Source organism: Lacinutrix neustonica, assembly GCF_026625145.1.
In the GTDB taxonomy this organism is placed as follows: domain Bacteria; phylum Bacteroidota; class Bacteroidia; order Flavobacteriales; family Flavobacteriaceae; genus Lacinutrix; species Lacinutrix neustonica.
The window spans coordinates 2,999,175-3,015,291 of the sequence record NZ_CP113088.1 but is presented as its reverse complement, the minus strand read 5'-3'; the positions used below and the strand labels follow the sequence as shown (position 1 = coordinate 3,015,291).

7 protein-coding genes, 7 pseudogenes and 1 riboswitch are annotated in these 16,117 nt (G+C 36.6%); of the genes and pseudogenes, 4 read left to right on the top strand and 10 right to left on the bottom strand.

Annotated features, from left to right (window positions below; all coding sequences use genetic code 11):
* Window positions 1-81: 81 nt before the first annotated feature.
* The 8 genes and pseudogenes from metH to N7U66_RS16285 form a co-directional block, all read right to left on the bottom strand.
* Window positions 82-2,804 (bottom strand): annotated as a pseudogene (gene metH / locus N7U66_RS16310) (methionine synthase).
* Window positions 2,804-3,805, bottom strand: a pseudogene (locus tag N7U66_RS16305) (homocysteine S-methyltransferase family protein). Before N7U66_RS16305 ends, metH begins: the two co-directional pseudogenes overlap by 1 nt.
* Window positions 3,805-4,971: a trans-sulfuration enzyme family protein gene (locus N7U66_RS16300; RefSeq protein ID WP_267676135.1), complete on the bottom strand. Its 1,167-nt coding sequence runs from the start codon at window positions 4,969-4,971 to the stop codon at window positions 3,805-3,807. Before N7U66_RS16300 ends, N7U66_RS16305 begins: the two are co-directional and overlap by 1 nt.
* The gene (locus tag N7U66_RS22240) at window positions 4,968-5,294 is read right to left on the bottom strand and encodes a homoserine O-acetyltransferase family protein (protein ID WP_313791291.1); all 327 of its coding nucleotides are present in this window, start codon (window positions 5,292-5,294) and stop codon (window positions 4,968-4,970) included. The genes N7U66_RS16300 and N7U66_RS22240 overlap by 4 nt, the downstream gene beginning before the upstream one ends.
* Before the next feature lie 117 nt (window positions 5,295-5,411).
* Window positions 5,412-5,663 (bottom strand): hypothetical protein, encoded by a 252-nt coding sequence (locus N7U66_RS22235; protein WP_313791290.1) that lies wholly within the window; start codon window positions 5,661-5,663, stop codon window positions 5,412-5,414.
* Window positions 5,664-5,806: 143 nt separating this feature from the next.
* Entirely contained in the window at window positions 5,807-5,989 is a 183-nt protein-coding gene (locus N7U66_RS22230) for a hypothetical protein (RefSeq protein ID WP_313791289.1), read from the bottom strand.
* A gap of 84 nt (window positions 5,990-6,073) precedes the next feature.
* Window positions 6,074-7,371 (bottom strand): annotated as a pseudogene (locus tag N7U66_RS16290) (O-acetylhomoserine aminocarboxypropyltransferase/cysteine synthase family protein).
* A gap of 119 nt (window positions 7,372-7,490) precedes the next feature.
* A riboswitch (SAM riboswitch) is annotated at window positions 7,491-7,617 on the bottom strand.
* Window positions 7,618-7,709: 92 nt separating this feature from the next.
* A pseudogene (locus tag N7U66_RS16285) lies at window positions 7,710-9,258 on the bottom strand (hypothetical protein).
* A 147-nt stretch (window positions 9,259-9,405) separates the two neighbouring features.
* Between N7U66_RS16285 and N7U66_RS16280 the strand changes: the two are divergent.
* The 4 genes and pseudogenes from N7U66_RS16280 to leuB all read left to right on the top strand — a co-directional run bounded on the left by N7U66_RS16280 (window position 9,406) and on the right by leuB (window position 14,021).
* Window positions 9,406-10,582, top strand: a pseudogene (locus N7U66_RS16280) (2-isopropylmalate synthase).
* 39 nt (window positions 10,583-10,621) lie between these two features.
* Window positions 10,622-12,007 carry a 3-isopropylmalate dehydratase large subunit gene (gene leuC, locus N7U66_RS16275; protein ID WP_267676134.1) on the top strand — a complete coding sequence of 462 codons (1,386 nt, stop codon included), beginning with the start codon at window positions 10,622-10,624 and terminating at the stop codon, window positions 12,005-12,007.
* A 145-nt stretch (window positions 12,008-12,152) separates the two neighbouring features.
* Window positions 12,153-12,744, top strand: a pseudogene (gene leuD, locus N7U66_RS16270) (3-isopropylmalate dehydratase small subunit).
* A gap of 159 nt (window positions 12,745-12,903) precedes the next feature.
* A pseudogene (gene leuB, locus N7U66_RS16265) lies at window positions 12,904-14,021 on the top strand (3-isopropylmalate dehydrogenase).
* A gap of 139 nt (window positions 14,022-14,160) precedes the next feature.
* Here leuB and N7U66_RS16260 read toward each other — a convergent pair.
* Together N7U66_RS16260 and N7U66_RS16255 are read right to left on the bottom strand one after the other, a co-directional pair.
* A complete protein-coding gene (locus N7U66_RS16260) occupies window positions 14,161-15,135 on the bottom strand; it encodes an alpha/beta hydrolase family protein (protein WP_267676133.1) in 975 nt (324 codons plus the stop codon).
* 417 nt (window positions 15,136-15,552) lie between these two features.
* Window positions 15,553-16,029 carry a tetratricopeptide repeat protein gene (locus tag N7U66_RS16255; protein ID WP_267676132.1) on the bottom strand — a complete coding sequence of 159 codons (477 nt, stop codon included), beginning with the start codon at window positions 16,027-16,029 and terminating at the stop codon, window positions 15,553-15,555.
* Window positions 16,030-16,117 lie beyond the last annotated feature (88 nt).

Here is a 16,117-nt window from a genome sequence, read left to right as displayed (position 1 = left end):
GAAATAAAAAAGGATACCGCTACAACTGCGAAGCAATCACGATTTCTTACTCAATAAGATCTATGAGTAATCCCTAACGCACTACTCAGCCAAATTAGGATTCAACCATTTTCCGGCCAATTCCTCTGTGATAATTCTTCTTTTTGCGTAATCCTTTAATTGATCTTCTGTTATTTTTCCCAATCCGAAATATTTCGCTTCTTTATTCCCAAAATAATAACCACTAACACTAGCTGCTGGCCACATGGCTAAACTTTCGGTTAACTGTACGCCTATTTCTTCTTCAACACTTAATAATTCCCAAATCGTTTGTTTCTCTAAATGGTCCGGGCAAGCAGGATAGCCTGGTGCTGGCCGAATGCCTTTATAACTTTCTTTAATTAACTCCTGATTTGAAAGGGTTTCGTTTTCAGCATATCCCCAATGTTTAGTTCTCACTTCTTTATGTAAATATTCCGCAAATGCTTCGGCTAATCTGTCTGCTAAAGCTTTAATCATAATGGCATTATAATCATCATGATCGGCCTCAAACTGTGCTGCTAATGCTGCGGTTCCAAAACCAGTCGAGACACAAAAGGCCCCAATATAATCTTGAATGCCTGTGTCTTTCGGAGCAATGAAATCGGCTAAAGCATGGTTTGGAATGCCTTCTCTTTTTTTAAGTTGTTGACGAAGTGTAAGGAAGGTTATATTTTCTGAAGGCATATTATCCAACTCTTTTTGAGAGGCTTCGAAAAGCTTAGCCTGACCTCTAGTTGTCACTTCAATATCATCCTCATTTACAGTATTTGCAGGAAACAGCCCAAAAATGGCTTTGGCTTTCAATAATTTGTCATTAAAAACACGTTTCAACAAGACTTGCGCGTCTGCAAATAACTCCGTGGCTTGCTCACCAACAATAGTATCCGTTAGAATTTCCGGATATTTCCCGTGTAAATCCCAACTTCTAAAAAACGGAGACCAATCGATATAGGCTTCTAATTTTGAAATGTCAAAGTCTTGAATGGTTTGAATGCCTAATACTTTTGGCTTTACAATTCCTGAAGACTCCCAATCTATTTTATACTTTCTACTTACGGCTTGTTCAATAGAAATGTATTCCTTTTTTTGGTTCGCTTTAAAAATTGCTCCCGAAATTTATCATACTCTTCTCGGATTTCTTCCTTAAAAATCTGATTATCCTTTTTTAATAAATTACCAACAACAGTCACTGCTCGAGAGGCATCATGAATATGCACCACCGTATTATTATAATGCGGCGCAATCTTAACAGAAGTATGCGCTTTTGAGGTTGTTGCTCCACCAATGATTAAGGGAATATTAAAGTTTTGTTTTTCCATTTCTTTAGAGACATATACCATTTCATCTAACGATGGAGTAATCAATCCGCTTAATCCAATGACATCTACCTGCTCCCGTTTTGCGACTTCAATAATTTTTTCTGGTGGTACCATCACGCCTAAATCGACAATCTCGTAGTTGTTACAGCCTAAAACAACACTCACAATATTTTTACCAATATCATGTACATCGCCTTTTACGGTGGCCATTAAAATCTTACCTGCAAATTCCTGTTTACCGTCCTTTTCTGCTTCAATGAATGGCTGTAAATAGGCCACGGCTTTTTTCATGACTCTAGCCGATTTTACTACTTGAGGCAAAAACATTTTCCCACTACCAAAGAGGTCTCCAACAACATTCATACCTATCATTAAATGCCCTTCAATCACTTCAATAGGTCTGTTTGCTTCTTGCCTGGCTTCTTCAACATCTTCAAGGATAAACGCATCAATCCCTTTAACTAGACTATGTGTAATACGCTCTTGCAGTGGTGTTTTTCGCCATTCTTTAATGGTAACCTCTTCCTCTTTTTTATCCCCTTTTACGGTTTCTGCATAAGCTATTAATTGCTCCGTTGCCTCCTCATGGCTATCGAATAAAACAGCTTCAACTAGCCTTAATAATTCAGGATTGATTTCATCATAGATTTCCAACATTGTAGGATTAACGATTCCTATAGTCATACCATTTTTAATAGCATGGTATAGAAAGGCAGAATGCATGGCCTCACGCACGGTGTCATTGCCCCGGAAAGAAAAAGACACATTACTCACGCCTCCGGAGACATTAGCATAAGGTAAATTTTCGCGGATCCATTTGGTGGCTTTAAAGAAATCGATAGCATTTCTTCTGTGCTCATCCATCCCTGTAGCCACAGGGAAAATATTGGGATCGAAAATGATGTCCTGTGGTTTAAATTGCACTTCATCCACCAAAATATCATAGGACCGTTTGCAAATATCAATGCATCTTTGATACGTATCGGCTTGACCGGTCTCATCAAAAGCCATAACGATTACTGCTGCGCCATAGCGCCTTACCAATTTCGCTTGTCGTTTAAATTCGGTTTCACCTTCTTTTAAACTTATAGAATTTACCACGCATTTCCCTTGCACGACTTGTAATCCCGCTTCAATGATTTCCCATTTGGAACTGTCAATCATGATGGGTACGCGTGCAATATCGGGTTCTGAAGCAATCAAATTTAAAAAGGTTGTCATGGCGTAAACACCATCCAACATCCCTTCGTCCATATTCACATCGATAATTTGTGCTCCACCCTCCACCTGATCTCGTGCAACAGCTAAGGCTTCTTCGTATTTTTCTTCTTTAATGAGCCTAAGAAATTTTCGAGAACCTGTGACATTGGTGCGTTCTCCAACATTTATAAAATTACTTTCCGGAGTAACGACTAAAGGTTCTAGCCCGGAAAGTGTTAAATATTTTTGACAGTATCGATTCATTATTCTAAAACTTTTATTAGTCTCGGTTTATATTTCCTTGCCACCTCAGCAATCGCCTTAATATGCTCAGGACTTGTCCCGCAACAGCCTCCAATAATATTTATCAAATTGTCCTTAAGATAAGCTTCTATATAGCCTTCCATTTCTTTTGGCGACTCATCGTATTCACCAAAAGCATTTGGTAATCCCGCATTAGGGTGAGCTGAAGTATAAAATGCAGTTTCATGAGCCAAACGCTTTAAATAAGGATGCAGTTGCTGCGCACCCAGTGCGCAATTAAAACCAACACTCAATAATTCGATATGGGATATTGACGTTAGAAAGGCTTCCACCGTTTGGCCTGATAATGTCCGACCCGAAGCGTCTGTAATCGTTCCGTAAATCATAATTGGAATGTTTAAATCGCGTTCCTCTTTAACTTCTTCTATGGCAAATAACGCTGCTTTAGCGTTGAGTGTGTCGAAAATTGTTTCTACTAATAAGACATCCACGCCGCCATCTATCAAGGCTTCCACCTGCTGTTTGTATGCTTTTCTTAACACCTCAAAAGTAACCGCACGATATTACGGCCTATTAACATCCGGCGATAAACTTGCCGTTCTGTTCGTTGGCCCAATACTCCCCGCTACAAAACGTGGTTTATTAGGTTCTTTATTCGTAAATTCCTGAGCAACTTGCTTTGCTATTTTAGCCGATTCATAATTGAGTTCGTACACCAGATCTTCCATATTATAATCTGCCATCGCAATTGTGGTTCCTGAAAACGTATTAGTTTCCACGATATCTGCTCCTGCTTCAAAATACTTACGATGTATTTCTGCTATAGCCTCAGGCTGTGTCAATGACAGTAAATCATTATTACCTTTCAATGAAGATGGATAGTCTTTAAAGCGTTCACCACGAAAATCGGCTTCAGAAAAATGGTACTGCTGAAGCATGGTACCCATTGCCCCATCTAACACTAAAATTCTTTTTTGTATTTCTTCCTTAATATTTGCCATTACTTTAGTGCTTGGTTTATATCGTTAATTATATCTTCTATATGCTCCAATCCAACAGAAATACGCACCAAACCAGGAGTAATACCCGCATCGGCTCTTTCCTCTTCAGATACTTTTGCATGTGTTGTAGAGGCTGGATGTGTCACTATGGTTCTCGTATCTCCTAAGTTTGCCGACAACGATAATAGTTTGATCGCGTTTAAAAAATTTCGCCCGGCCTCTATCCCGCCTTCAATTTCGAAAGCGACAACATTACCTCCTGCTTTCATTTGCTTTTTTGCCAATGCGTATTGGGGGTTTGATTTTAAAAAAGGATACTTTACGAATTTAACTTTAGGTTGCCTTTCTAAAAACTCAGCGACGTTTAGCGCATTTTCACAATGTCTATCCACCCTAACCGCCAGGGTTTCTAAACTTTTAGATAATACCCAGGCATTAAAAGGAGATAATGCTGGGCCTGTATTTCCGGAAAACAAATAGATTTGTTTAATCAAATCTGCTTTTCCTACAGTGACACCACCTAGTACGCGACCTTGTCCATCGATTAATTTTGTTGCCGAATGGATGACTAAATCTGCTCCAAACGTGATGGGTTGTTGTAAATAGGGTGTCGCAAAACAATTGTCTATTATTAAAAGTACATGGTGTTTTTTCGCGATTTGACCCAATCGTTCTAAATCTAAAATATCAACGGTTGGATTTGTAGGACTTTCAGCATGAATGAATTTCGTATTGGGCTGAATGAGACTTTCTATTAGGTCTATTTTATTAATTTTAAAATAACTGGTAGAGATATTCCATTTGGGTAAAATATTTTTACACAGGGTTTGTGTAGAACCAAAAATACTCCGTGAAGACACAATATGATCGCCTGAATTGAGTAAAGCCGCAAATGTTGAAAAGACAGCAGACATACCACTTGCAAAAGCATAACCGCTTTCTGCACCTTCCATTTTACAAATTTTATCTATAAATTCTGTACTATTTGGATTAGAATACCGGCTATAAATATTACGCTGCTTTTCATCGGCAAAGGAGGCACGCATATCTTCAGCATCTTCAAAAAGATAACTTGAAGTAAGATATAATGGTGTGGAGTGTTCTAAAAACTGAGATCGCTCAGTTTGTATTCGTATCGCGTCGGTTTCAAAATGGTTTAAACTCATAAGTTATTGGTATTGACATTGCTTGATTTCTCCATCGCTATGGTTTCTTCTTGTCTTTGAAAAACAGGCTTTAGCAATTTTGAAAGTTGACTGTATTCTATTAGAAAAGCGTCATGCCCATGTATGGATTTAATTTCATAAATGCTGACGTTTTCTTTTAAAAGCTTTAGATTTATGTAGGTATTCCAGTTCTCTTCAGACTTAAAAAACAAATCGCTATTAATAGTGACTATATGAACATTAGACCTAATGTTTTTGGCCACAATATTAAAGGTATCCCGTTTTGCCGTAATATCTATAGTCTTCAATATTTGATTCATCATTTTATAAGCGGACAGCTGAAAGCGTTTTTGCAAGGATTGCCCGTGATACGTAAACCAACACTCCACATTATACTCCTTATCATCCTTTTTACTACGTTGAAACTTATGAGTTAACGATTACGGTGTGCGGTATAAGGTCATGGCATGCATTCTAGCGTCCTCTAAAGGGGTATTTGAATGATTTAAAATTGCGTCTTGAATATGGCAGTTTGCAATTAACCAATCGGTAGCCTTCCAATCGGTAGCCACCGGAATAAGGTGTGTGGCCAAATCAGGTTTTAGAGCTGCCAATTCCCAAGCCAAGCCACCACCTACCGAACCTCCAATAATAGCATATAGTTTATTTATTTTTAATTTTTGTAAACCCAAAGCCAAAAGTTTTGCAACATCTCTAGCGCTAAATGCTTTATAATTATCGATTAGATTTTACGGGCGCTCATCAAAACCATTTCCAGGAATATTAAAGGCTAAAACCGTAAAATAATTGGTATCAATACACTTATTGGCTCCTATTAGATCCCTCCACCAACCTTCGGGCCGCAAACATTAGAATTTCCTGTTAGTGCATGAATCACCATAACAATTGGCGCGGTGTGTAATGGCTCACCAAATGTCCGGTAGGACAAGTTATAAGCCAGTGTTTCCTTTCCTTCGTTTGTATAGTCTAAAACTGATACATACTGTAACTCTTTCATCTGTAATTTCTTTAATTTCACGAAGCACCAATAGCATATTAATAGTATTAACAAACAACAGTTTCTTGTAAAACACGATTTAGATTATAGGGTATGCAGCGTTTTTTTAACGACTGTAAAAGCTTCTTTTAAGTCCGCTTTTAAATCCTCAATATTTTCAATACCTACAGACAAACGAATTAAATCTTTTGTAACCCCTGTGCTTTCCTGAGCATCATCACTTAATTGTTGATGTGTTGTACTCGCTGGATGAATTATTAGTGACTTTGTATCACCAATATTCGCTAGTAAAGAAAATAGTTTTGTGGTATCGGCGATGGTTTTTGCCGATTCGTAACCCCCGTTTACTCCAAAAGTAACAATCCCACTTTGACCTTTTGGCAAGTATTGGTCTGCCAATGTTTTATATTTACTACTTTCTAAGCCTGGATAATTTACCCAAGTGACTTCTCGGCTGTTCTTGTAACCATTTCGCCAATTCTAATGCATTACTGCTATGTTTTAAAATTCTTAGCTCTAATGTTTCTAAGCCTTGAATGATTTGAAAGGCATTAAATGGACTCAATGCACCACCATAATCGCGCAGCCCTTCAATTCTAATTTTTGTAATAAATGCCGCTGGACCAATAGCTTCACTGTAAATTAAGCCATGATATCCTGCTGAGGGCTCTGTGAACTCCGGAAATTTACCGTTAGTCCAATCAAAAGTTCCTGCATCAACAATAATTCCCCCGAGTGCTGTTCCATTGCCGTTAATGTATTTGGTAAGTGAATGGATGACGATATTCGCACCGAATGCAATAGGGTTTAATAAATAGGGTGTAGCAACCGTATTATCAACAATAAAAGGTACTTTGTGGGCGTTCGCTTCTTTAGCAATCGCTTTAATATCTAATACATCTAATTTTGGATTCCCTAAAGACTCCACAAAAATAGCACGTGTATTTTCTTGGGCTGCTTTACTAAAATTTTCACGGCTTTGACGGATCGACAAACGTCGTCGTAATCCCATGTCGTGGCAGGGTAACACTCAACAAATTGTACGTCCCGCCATATAGGCTACTAGAGGCTACAATATGATCACCTGCTTTTAAAAGTGTTAACAATGTTGTTGAGATGGCTGCCGTACCGGAGGCTGTTGCCACTGCTGCAAGACCACCTTCTAAGGCAGCAATACGCTGCTCCAAAATGTCGTTTGTTGGGTTGTTTAATCTCGTGTAAATAAATCCAGGAACTGAGAGATTAAAACGCCCTGCTGCATCATCAGAGTCGTCAAAAACGTAAGCTGTCGATTGGTAAATAGGCACGGCTCTTGTGCCTCCATTTTTAGTGGTGTCGTGTCCTGCGTGCAACGCTTTGGTTGCGAATTTTTGTGTACTCATCTTTCTAATTTTTTGAGTTAATAACTGAATTAAATCAAAAGTCAAATCAACCTATAAAGGCATATTTAATAGAAAAATGTTAAAAAGAAAATGGTAACCACAGAGGAGTGATTACGTTTTGGTTATCTATCCAATTCAGCGATAAATGAATCGCTTCTTTAAGTAGAATTTAGCACCTTCTTTAATAATTTTAAAGGGTTGCTAAGGCTTCAATGGGTCTAATCCCTCCGCCTTTCTTGATAACATTTCAATAAATAATTGAACTTTGTGAGTGCAAATATTGCATCACAAAAAGTTAGTATCCAAATTTATTGTGATAAAATTTTTAAAAATTATAGTTAACGAGAGGAATATTCCGCCAAATACTTCTCCTGAATCACTTGATCTACAGGCTTGTTATCAATTTTACTTTCTAACCAAGAAATGACATCTAAATATAAAAAGGCCCGTCGCTCGAAGGGATGGTCTTCATAGACCTTTAATTTATTATGCAAAACGATGAAAGCTTTTTTAAGATCCTGAGGATAAATATCCTGTAACCCTCGAATAAATTTTATCATTTCTTTTTGAACTTCATGAAGGTCATTCATTTTAATCAAAAACTTATAAGTACTTTTTAATAAAGCTTCTAAATGATAATCTAAACCTGCTTCATAGTGTGCCACTAAATTTAATACCCGAGAAAAACACAATAAATCTTCTCTAATCGTCAGTGTTTTATTTGAAATGATTTTATCCAAATATGCGATGGCCTCTTTGTTATTTCCGAACCAAAATGCAGGCTCGCAAACTTATAGTAGAACGTCATTTCATGATGCTCGTCTATTCGGTTTTTGTACTGAATTAAATTAGATTCTATCTTGGGGATTAAAGACAAACCGTCTTTAAAAGAGCCATCAATAAAATGGCTGTTTATTTTATTTAAATTAATATACAAAAACGCTAAAGATTCTACATTTTCATCTTTAGGAAAGCTTTTTTTTGTAACAATGGTTTCAAATGTATTAAGAAACGCTTCAAATTTAGTTCTGTTTTTTAAAAAAAACAGCGCCTCGAGTAAGTAGTTATTTCCCTTTAAAAAGAAAACAGGATTCAACTGAATCATATTGGGATGATCCTTAAATAAATTCACCCATTTTAAAGCATATTTATAACACTTGAGAAAATCCTGCATCAAAAAACTATACCACAAATGTGCCTTATACAGCCACAATTTCTCTCTAAACCCTAACTTCTGAAAGTCGTATTTGGGAAGTTTATCTTCAAAATAGTCGCTAATCCATTTGCTTTCTTCCTCGCTTCTAACATAACCTGTTCTTAAAAAAATACTGTATAATTGCAATGATAAGTTTGATAACTTACTCGTAATCACGTTGGCTTCACTCAAAGCTTTAGCTTGAATAGTTAACTCATCGGCCCGACTACTAATGCTTCGGTAATATATTGTGATTCAATCACTTTTTCTAGTTCAACAATTTCGTAAGCTAAATTTTTTTCCTCGTTGACCATCGCAATTTCCTTTGCTTTATCTAGAATTTTCAGACTTTGTTTATAAAGACCTTTATGGTATAAAATAGAAGCAAAATCTAGTTGTTCCCTTATATAAGAACGCACATTTTGATGCGATGGATTCAATTTTAAACTAATTAAAATCTGCTTATACAAATGGGCTTTTACGTTCGCTAACTGTTGCTTTTTAACTTGAGTTGATTTTAAAATAGCAGCTTCATCATAACTTTTCATTTTATCCAAAACATTAAAAACGCTCAAGAATTTGGAATCCGCATTGACATCTAATCGCCCAACATACAATTTAAATTGCCGCTTTTCAGATTTAGTCAAAGACTTCACCAATAAAAATAAATTATCTTTTTGATCTCTAGTCATCCATCGAAAATAGTATTAACAATCTGATTATCAGATTTTTATGATTTTTATATTTAGTTGAACATCGTAAGAAATAAAAAACGAGATGCTCCAATCGTTTAACCAAAGTATAACTTAGTACTACAATAGAAAAATTATTTTTGAAAAATGTCGAAAGAACACATCCAAATATTTGACACAACCCTTAGAGACGGCGAGCAGGTGCCAGGTTGCAAATTAAATACTGAGCAAAAAGTAGTCATCGCAAAACAGCTTGATCTTTTGGGTGTCGATGTTATTGAGGCTGGTTTCCCCGTGTCTAGTCCTGGAGATTTTAAATCGGTAGAAGCCATTGCTAAAATAATGAGACATGCCACCGTTTGCGGACTAACACGTGCCGTAAAAAATGACATAAAAGTTGCTGCGGAAGCCCTTCGATTTGCAAAAAAACCTAGAATACATACTGGAATTGGCACTTCAGACTCACATATTAAATTCAAATTCAAATCGAATAAAGAAGACATCATCAAACGTGCTTATGATGCAGTTGCTTATGCAAAATCTTTTGTTGAAGACGTAGAATTTTATGCCGAAGATGCTGGACGTACAGACAATGAATATCTTGCCCGCGTATGCGAAGCCGCTATAAAAGCTGGTGCTACGGTTTTAAATATTCCGAGACACTACTGGTTATTGCTTACCCAGTGAATACGGTGCAAAAATGAAATACCTCGTGGAAAACGTGAAAGGCATTGACAAAGCTATTTTATCCTGTCACTGCCATAACGATTTAGGTTTAGCGACCGCGAACGCCATTGAAGGCGTTATTAATGGGGCTCGGCAAATTGAGTGCACGATTAATGGTATTGGTGAGCGTGCCGGTAATACGGCTTTAGAAGAAGTCGTTATGGTACTAAAACAGCACCCCTATTTGGATTTAGAAACGAATATAAACACGCAAATGCTTTATGGCTTGAGCCAATTAGTAAGTGAAAGCATGGCCATTTATACACAGCCAAACAAAGCTATTGTTGGGGCAAACGCGTTTGCTCATAGTTCGCGAATTCATCAAGATGGTATGATTAAAAATCGTGACACGTATGAAATCATAAATCCAAAAGATGTAGGCGTTACAGACTCTGCAATAGTATTAACGGCTCGAAGCGGAAGAGCTGCTCTAGCCTATCGTGCTAAAAATGTAGGTTACGAATTAACCAAATTACAATTGGATGATGTCTATGCCAATTTTCTTGATTTTGCAGATAAGAAAAAGGAAGTTAACGATAAAGACATTCACCAAATCATTGAAACCTGTAAGGTTTACCGACAAATTATTTCTGCTTAACTAAAATATGAAGTCCTGCCTACGCAGAAATGAAAAATTATGAGTAAAAAAACACTTTTTGATAAAGTTTGGGATGCGCACGTTATAGATACTATTGCTAATGGGCCGCAAGTGCTTTATATAGATAAGCACTTAATTCACGAGGTGACAAGTCCGCAAGCTTTTAATGAATTAGAACAACGCAACATTCCAATCTTTCGTCCTAATCAAATTGTGGCTACTGCAGACCACAATACGCCTACACAAGATCAACATTTACCTGTTAAAGATGCGCTGTCCGGAAACCAACTGAGGCAACTTTCTGAAAACTGCGAAAAAAATAATATTACCTTATACGAATTAGGTCATAAATACAATGGTATCGTTCATGTTATGGCTCCTGAGTTAGGCATCACCCAACCAGGGATGACTATTGTTTGTGGTGACTCACACACCTCAACACACGGGGCTTTTGGCAGCATTGCTTTTGGTATTGGAACGAGTCAAGTCGCTCAAGTTTTTGCCAGCCAATGTTTATTATTATCAAAACCGAAACGTTTGAGAGTATCGGTTAATGGTAAATTAAAGAACGGGGTTTTACCAAAAGATGTCATTCTTTATATTATAGCAAAATTAGGTACCAATGCAGGTACGGGCTATTTCTGCGAATATGCCGGAGAGGTGTTTGAAAACATGTCGATGGAAGGCAGAATGACCGTTTGTAATATGAGTATTGAAATGGGAGCACGTGGTGGCATGATAGCACCAGATAAAACTACTTATGAGTATGTAAAAGATCGAAAATTCACTCCTAAAGGGGCTGCTTTCGATAAAAAAGTAGCCTATTGGAAAACCTTACCAACTGATGAAGGTGCGACTTTTGATCAGGAATACAGCTTTGATGCTGAAGCTATCGAACCTATGGTAACTTATGGCACCAATCCAGGTATGGGTATAAAAATAACGGAAAATATTCCGACTTTAAATGATGCCTCTTTTGAAAAATCTTTAGCGTATATGGATTTCAAGAAAGGAGAATCTTTAATTGACAAACCTATTAATTTTGTGTTTATAGGCAGTTGTACCAATTCAAGAATCGAAGATTTTAGAGTCGCTGCCAACTACGTTAAAGGCAAACAAAAAGCGAACAACGTAACGGCTTGGTTAGTACCAGGAAGCAAACAAGTGGAAGTTCAAATTATTGAAGAGGGATTAAAAGACATTTTTGATGCCGCTGGTTTTGAATTGCGACAACCAGGGTGTAGTGCTTGTTTAGCGATGAATGATGATAAAATTCCGCAAGGAGAATATTGCGTATCGACGTCTAATAGAAATTTTGAAGGACGTCAAGGCCAAGGGTCTCGTACTATTTTAGCGAGTCCATTGGTGGCTGCTGCTACTGCGGTGGAAGGCAGGATTGTAGATATCATGAAACAATTAAATTAAGATGTGGATTCACACTTTCGCAGGAATGATAAAAACGAATAAATGTCACACTGAGCTCGCCTGTATTGAGCGCAGTCGAAGTATCGCAGTGTATTTAAAAATTGAAGTATAATCAAACAGAGTCCCACTTTCGTGGGAACAAAGAATGGAGAAATTTACAACATTACAATCAAGAGCTATCCCATTAGCCATTGAAAACATCGATACAGATCAAATTATCCCTGCGCGCTTTTTAAAAGCAACAGATCGAAAAGGTTTTGGCGATAACCTGTTTAGAGATTGGCGTTATGACAAGGATGGCTCTGAAAACGAAAATTTTACTTTAAATTACCCAAAATACTCAGGCCGTATTTTAGTCGCTGGCGATAATTTTGGTTGCGGTTCTAGCAGAGAACACGCGGCTTGGGCTTTGAGCGATTTTGGCTTTAAAGTGATTGTGTCTAGTTTTTTTGCTGATATTTTTAAAGGCAATGCCCTAAATAATGGCTTGTTGCCTGTTCAGGTGTCAGCAGAGTTCTTGAAGGTATTATTAGCCGAAGTAACAGAAAAACCGAGACACTATTTTAGAGGTGAATTTGGAAGCACAGACCCTTTCTGTTAAGGGTACTACTTTTAAAGAAACCTTTGCTATTGATGCTTATAAGAAAACCTGTATGATCAATGGGTATGATGATATTGACTATTTACTGAGTAAAAAAGAACGTATTACTGCTTTTGAAGCGGAACGCAGCTATTAGCCTGTGTTAGGGATTGAACGGCATGTTTTAGCTCTCCGGACTTTTTTAAGTCCGGAAGCGAGTAGTGAAAGCGCGACCTTTAGGTAACGCAAAAAAAAGAAAAGAATTTAAACTAAAAAAAGAAGGTAGGATGAGATTCCTGCTTTCGCAGAAACTAAGATGAAATTAAATATAGCTGTTTTATCAGGAGATGGCATTGGTCCGAAGTCACTGACCAGGCCATAAAAGTATTAAAAGCGATTGCTTTAGAATTTGACCATTCATTTTTATTTAAAGACGCATTGGTTGGTGCGGTTGCTATTGACAAATACAACAACCCATTACCAGATGCCACGTTAGCTTTATGCAAATCGAGTGATGCCATTTTGTTTGGTGCCATTGGCGACCCAAAATATGACAATAATCCAAGTGCTTTGGTACGACCTGAACAAGGTTTACTGAAATTGCGAAAAGAATTGGGCTTATTTGCAAACATAAGACCTGTAAGGGCTTACGATACGCTTTTAGATAAATCGCCGCTAAAAGCAGAGATTATTGCCGATACAGATATTAGTATTTATAGGGAGCTAACAGGAGGTATTTATTTTGGTGAAAAGAAGTTAAGCGATGATGGTAATACGGCTTCCGACTTATGCGAATATTCGCGTTACGAAATAGAGCGTATAGCTCACTTGGCTTTTAAAGCGGCGCAAACACGACGCCATAAAGTCACTTTAGTAGACAAAGCAAACGTACTAGAAACGTCGCGTTTGTGGCGTAAAGTGGTTACTGAGTTAAAAAGTGAGTATCCGGATGTGGCACTCGACTTTTTATTTGTAGATAACGCAGCCATGCAAATGATTTTAAACCCAAGACAGTTTGATGTTATATTAACTGAAAACTTATTTGGTGATGTTATTAGTGACGAAGCGAGTGTGATTGGTGGCTCGATTGGCTTATTGGCATCGGCATCGGTTGGAGACAAATATGCGCTATTTGAACCTATTCATGGGTCTTACCCGCAAGCAACAGGAAAAGGCATTGCTAATCCTATCGCTTCTATATTAAGTGCTGCCATGTTATTAGAACATTTTGAATTGCATGATGAAGCAGAAATGATAAGAACTGGTGTGGAAAAATCTCTAAAGTTGAGCATCACGACCCCAGATCTAAATAGTATATATGACAATGTAACTACCTCAAAAGCAGGCGATTTTATTGCTGATTTTATTAGTAACCCAAATGATACGAGTATTAATTTTAGTAATATTCATTTAGGACAATCTACAATTATTTAATACTAGTCTATTGTATTAAAAAAGCACCTCTAAACGAGGTGCTTTTTTTTTAAGCTTTTGTATCTTCTTGTCATGGGCATTCGAAGTCTTGGTTTTCATACAAAACCAAGACTTCATGTGCTCAATGAATCTATCTTTTTTACTTTCCGTGATATTCCATATTTGGTAAAACTGCATCTGCCTTCAAAAATCTATCAAACCAGCTAATCACATCTTCATGCACCTCTTCTTTATATTCAGTAATCCCATGATCTCCCCCGTCAAAAATTGTTAGCCGATAAGGAATTCTATATTTTTCAAACTCCAAAGCCAACTTCAAAGAATTGGTGGACTTCACTCTCCAATCTGCATTTCCGTGAAGCAATAAGATTGGAGTGTTTTTCGGGAATTGATCAACCCATTTTATGGCAGATCTTTTTTCTAATTCAACAATTTTATTTTCTTTGTAATTGGGAATTAATTGCGCGTATACACCTGTTTCCATCTTGGCGCGATCTATAACTGTCAAATCAGAAATTCCACCTCCCACAACAGCCGCTTTAATTTTATTGGTTTTAGTGAGTGCTATATAGGTCATCATCCCACCGCGACTCCAGCCATACATTCCAATATTATTGGTGTCTGCACCGTCTATTTCTTTAAGTACTTCTGTTAAAATGACAACATCGTTTACATCTTTGCCGCCAAACTCCTCTTGACCTTCACTGCCTCCATTACCTCTGTATTGACTAGCAATAACAACATAACCTTCTTTCGCAATTTGTCCCAAGGTGAGGATGCCATGAGCGATTTTAAGAGCACCAAAATCCCGGTTTCCTCCCCTATTATATATCACACATGGATAATTTCCTTGTTTCTTTGGTTTCACCAATAGCCCCTTTACTTTGAGACCATCACTTAAATAAGTGATGCTATAAACTTCTATGCTATCTATATATTTAAGCTGTTCTTTCCACTGAACTGTACCTCCAATATTTTCTGTTAATCTTGAATAAATAGGTGTGTTTGAAAAATTGGATATTAGTTTTTTCTTGATAAGAAGATTTGAATCTTGCGCTAGACCAGTTGAAAAGATTAACATTGAAATGAGAAATACGATAACTTGGTTTTTCATAAATAGCTTGGTTTTTTTAAAATGGTTGTACTCTATGTTATTGAGACGAAGCCGTTGCTGTTTTGTTACAAAACACCAATAATTCGAATATTAATTTTAGTAATATTCATTTAGGACAATCTACAATTATTTGATATTAGTCTTTAGTCATGAGAAAGCACCTTTAGTCCGGGTGCTTTTTTGTTTTAAAAAAATTAATCATCCAGTAATTCACATTTACCGCTTTCTAAATCATTATCTACTTGTTTGTGTTTTTTTAAAACAACAGAGCCATCTTCATATTTCACTTTTACTTTCTCATTTCTACCATAGGTTTTATTAATCTTAATTGGCTCATTAAAAAACTCGTCTAATTTTACTTCTTTCTGTAATTCCGTTGAAAGTTTGTCATATGCTAGCTTAGAATAAGTTTTAAATTTAACCGAGACCGATATTTTTTCTAATATGTTTTATACTACTATAATTAACATCTTTTTCAGCTTTAATAATTTTATTTATCGCATAAGATTTTAAAAAGTAATATATGCTATTTTCATATTGATTTAAATCGAAATAAACACCCCCTAAACCACTACAAGAAGTAGAAAAAACACTTTTTTCATTAACCTCTTCGCAAATTGAAAAAGATAGCTTCGAATATTCTAAAGCTGTTTCCAAACAATAAAATTTATTTTTTTTTCTTCGATATATCATAGAAATATTATGATATGTATTAGCTAAACTAGATTTTTGTCCTGTTTGTAATTGTATTGAAGTAGCTTTCTGATAATATTCTAGAGCTAACTCAGGGTTAAATTCTTTGATTTCATCAAAGCTATAAACATTACCAATATTGTTATAGGAGTTAGATATTCCTGATAAATTGTTAATTCCCTTTCTAATTCCCAAACTCATTTTGAAATATTTTAGAGCTTTCTGCGGATTAAATGTATCAGAAAAATGAGTCCCATAATTTCCTCCTATATTATTATATACTGTTGCC

Bases quoted from the DNA above. Each gene is read 5' to 3' on its own strand.
- N7U66_RS16300 (WP_267676135.1), bottom strand. From the start codon at position 4,971: ATGAGTTTAAACCATTTTGAAACCGACGCGATACGAATACAAACTGAG.
- N7U66_RS22240 (WP_313791291.1), bottom strand. From the start codon at position 5,294: ATGATGAATCAAATATTGAAGACTATAGATATTACGGCAAAACGGGAT.
- N7U66_RS22230 (WP_313791289.1), bottom strand. From the start codon at position 5,989: ATGAAAGAGTTACAGTATGTATCAGTTTTAGACTATACAAACGAAGGA.
- leuC (WP_267676134.1), top strand. From the start codon at position 10,622: ATGAGTAAAAAAACACTTTTTGATAAAGTTTGGGATGCGCACGTTATA.
- N7U66_RS16260 (WP_267676133.1), bottom strand. From the start codon at position 15,135: ATGAAAAACCAAGTTATCGTATTTCTCATTTCAATGTTAATCTTTTCA.
- N7U66_RS16255 (WP_267676132.1), bottom strand. From the start codon at position 16,029: ATGAGTTTGGGAATTAGAAAGGGAATTAACAATTTATCAGGAATATCT.